The 3,233-nt window shown below is 68.9% G+C and carries 6 protein-coding genes; all 6 read right to left on the bottom strand.

Translation table 11 applies throughout. From position 1 onward, the window contains the following. Positions 1-576: alpha/beta hydrolase (locus VFE05_11720; GenBank protein HET6230729.1), on the bottom strand; the 576-nt coding region annotated here is incomplete at its 3' end. Positions 577-826: 250 nt separating this feature from the next. Further along, positions 827-1,165, bottom strand: coding sequence for a YnfA family protein (locus VFE05_11715; protein HET6230728.1), 339 nt, complete (start codon positions 1,163-1,165; stop codon positions 827-829). 19 nt (positions 1,166-1,184) lie between these two features. Next, on the bottom strand, positions 1,185-1,598 hold the full coding sequence (locus VFE05_11710; protein ID HET6230727.1) for a MerC domain-containing protein: 414 nt from the start codon (positions 1,596-1,598) through the stop codon (positions 1,185-1,187). Further along, positions 1,595-1,849: a GDCCVxC domain-containing (seleno)protein gene (locus VFE05_11705; protein HET6230726.1), complete on the bottom strand. Its 255-nt coding sequence runs from the start codon at positions 1,847-1,849 to the stop codon at positions 1,595-1,597. Before VFE05_11705 ends, VFE05_11710 begins: the two co-directional genes overlap by 4 nt. Before the next feature lie 165 nt (positions 1,850-2,014). After that, the gene (locus tag VFE05_11700; protein ID HET6230725.1) at positions 2,015-2,644 is read right to left on the bottom strand and encodes a DUF4142 domain-containing protein; all 630 of its coding nucleotides are present in this window, start codon (positions 2,642-2,644) and stop codon (positions 2,015-2,017) included. Between the two features lie 74 nt (positions 2,645-2,718). Next, positions 2,719-3,233 (bottom strand): hypothetical protein (locus VFE05_11695; GenBank protein HET6230724.1); only part of this gene is annotated, 515 nt, incomplete at its 5' end.

Below are 3,233 nucleotides of genomic sequence, written 5' to 3'. Positions count from 1 at the left end.
GGCCTGCACGCTCCCCATCATCCCCTGCCGCCACCAGTTCTGGCGCACGCCCTCCGACACCTTCGCGCCGGGGCGGTTGTAGCCGTAGAAGGGGATGGTGAAATCCAGGTAGAACTGCGCGCGGTTGAAGGCCGTGTTGGTTCGGAGCTCGTCGAAGACGCTGATGGGCAGCCCGCCGGGATTCGCGTCGGTCCTGACCATGATCGGCGCCACCGCGCTGATCAGCACCGCCTTGGCCACGCGGCCCTTGCCGTGGCGCGCCACGTAGCGCGCCACCTCGCCGCCGCCGGTGGAGTGGCCGATGTGGATCGCCTCGCGGAGGTCGAGCGTCGCGGTGAGCTCCGCGACGTCGGCGGCGTAGGTGTCCATGTCGTTCCCGGTCCAGGTCTGGGTCGAGCGCCCGTGCCCGCGGCGGTCGTGCGCGACGACGCGGTACCCGCGCTGCAGGAAGAACATCATCTGTCCGTCCCAGTCGTCCGCGCTGAGCGGCCACCCGTGGTGGAAGACGATCGGCTGGCCCCTGCCCCACGCCTTGTAGAAGATCTCGGTTCCGTCGCGCGTCGTGATCGTCGGCATGGCCCGGCTCCGCTGCTGCAGCTGGCTACAGCTGAAGGGAAGTGATGCGGCGCCGCGCCCGGCGCGACCGCGGCCCGTCACTCCCCTCTTTGTACGTCGGCTGGCGGCACCGCGCAAGCGCGTCCCCGGCTGCGCCGCCGCGCCGCAGGTACACTCCGGCGTGTACTCCACGGGACCTCCGACGACAGGGGATCGTTCCGCGGCCCCTGGGACGCATGTACGGTGCGTAACGCTGAACCGCCGGCGCCGGTCACGATCGCGGCCAGTACATGATGACGCCGACGCCCGCGAGGCAGATGAGTGCCCCGACAAAGTCCGGCGCATCCGGACGACGCCCCTCGACTCCCCAGCCCCAGAGCAGCGAGAGCGCCACGAAGAATCCCCCATACGCTGCGTAGGTGCGCCCGAACGACTCGGTCTGATAGGTCGGGATCACGCCGTAGAGGAACAGCACCGCTCCACCGATCAGTCCCACGAGGACCCCTCGCCCGTCGCGCAGCCATCGCCAGACCAGGTAGCCCCCGCCCACCTCCGCGAGGCCCGCGGCGACGAAGAGGGCGATGGAGCGGGCAAGTGGAGAGATGGTCAATGCTCGCGCGCCGGAGTCGTCACGCCGTCGAGCGCTCGAGCTGCACGGGCACGTCACACGCGTGTGGCAGGCGCGCGTTCCAGAGCGTCGCGGCCAGCAGGATCAGTGCGCCCGCGCCGATCAGCACCTTCGCCGGCACACCGTGCACGAACACGACGCCGGCGACGAGCGCAACGCTGCCGACGACGCCAAGCGCGAACGGGCCGGAAGAGCCGTGAACGCGCCGGCCCGTCCAGAATCCCCAGAGCGTGATCACCAGCGCGACGCCGATGACCGGGACGAGGATGGCGTCCGTGCGCAGGAAGCTGAGGCCCGTGGCGGCGAGAACGCTGAGGATGATCGGCGCACCCGCGCAGCAGAGCGCGGCGCAGCTCGCGGCGACGGCACCGGCACCGCCGGCGTACCGCGACAACGCCTGGGCCGTTCGATTCATCGTGTCACTCCGGGCGTTCGCGACGGGATCGCCGCAGGGGCACAACAGTCGCTCGCACCACCCTGCATCGGCGGACAAACGACGGAGCCGAACGAGCAGAAGACGCAGCAATCACCCGCGTTTGGACGGATGATGCTGTGGCAGACCGCGCACTCGTGGAAGAACACGCAGGCATCCGTTGGCATCGACAAGGTCTCCGTGTGCGCGCAGTGCGGGCAGCGCAGGTCGGAACGCAGGATCGGCTCGGTCATGTCATTCACTTCCGCCATCTTCGAGAGTCCTTCGCGGTTGGGATCGGCCTTGTAATCCCCACAAGGTGGAACATACCCGAATACGCGGTTGTTCGGGACAGGCGGTCTGCCTACCCGCCATCGACGCGACCCCTTCTGCCGGTCCGTTCGGTCGCTCCTCTCCGCTCAGCTCCCCTGCTTCTTCTGGATCGCTTCGGCGCGGTCGAGATGGTGCTGGATGACCGGCGCTGCCTTCTTGATCAGGTCCTTCAACTCCTGATTCTGTGCCACGCCGAGCGCCTTCGTCGCCGTCTCGAGGACTGCCTTGTGGTAGCCGACCTCGTAGTCGATGTAGGACTTGTCCCAGTCCTTCCCCTTCGGCATGGACTGGAGCTTGTCCATCTCCTCCTTCGCCTGCGCCTCGCTCTGGTCGTTGGGGGGCGCCTGCGGCGTCACGTTGAGCTTCTTCGCCAAGTTCTGCCCCGCCACACGCAGCGCGTGATGCTCGCCGACCATCAGCTTCCCGAACGACTTCACGTCCGCGCTCGTGCCCCTGGTCTCGGCCAGCGCGCCGCGCGCGCTGTCGGCGGCATTCGCCTGATCGAGGATGTACACGATGTTCGGATCCGTGAGTGCCGGTCCGGCTCCCGCCGCCGGCCTGGCCGTGTCTCCACCGGCCATCGGGGGCGTCGCAGCGGTGGACGCCATTCCTGCCGTCGAGTCGCCAGCGCCGGGGCTCTCCTTCTTGCCGCATGCCACGGCGGTCATCAGCGTCACCGCAACGAGCATCTGGAATGTTGCCTGTTTCGTCTTCATCAGGCCGTTCCCCCGTGGTGAGACGCCGCGAACGCGGCGTGACGATGTGCGGTGCTGGCGAAGGCGCGCGGCACTCAGGCCGCGGAGTCGACGGTCTCGATCACGAACCGGCATCGCGGCCGAGTGCCATGTTCACACGCCTGCCGTGTGGGCGCCCCGACGACTTCCGTCAACAGCGCCTCCACGGTGCGACAGAGCGCCGGGTGATGTGAGACGGTGGCCGAGAGCGGGCAGCCGGAGCCGCGGATGTACAGCGCGCCCTCATCCTGCGTGACCTCGACATCGCCTCCCAGCGACGTGAGGATCGCGGCCGCGGCACTTACCCGCTGCTCGAGGGTCCCGGTTGCTTCGCCTCCGGTGCCGCGGGCCAATCGCCGTCCCACGTCGCGCAGCATCGCGTTCGCCCGCCTGCGGGGAAGCGTGTCGACGACCGACGCGACGAGCGCGGTGAGCACGGGGGGATACGCCCTGGACAGGAGCGGTTCGGCGTCCCCGGGGAGCTCGTAAAGAACGGAGGGCTTCCGTGCATCGCCCAGGCGGCGCACTCCCGCCTGTCGAGCGAGCCCGTCACGCTCGAGCAGGGCAAGCT

The sequence above is a fragment of the Longimicrobiaceae bacterium genome (assembly GCA_035696245.1).
In the GTDB taxonomy this organism is placed as follows: Bacteria; Gemmatimonadota; Gemmatimonadetes; order Longimicrobiales; family Longimicrobiaceae; genus DASRQW01.
This window is presented reverse-complemented; position numbering and strand designations above follow the sequence as displayed.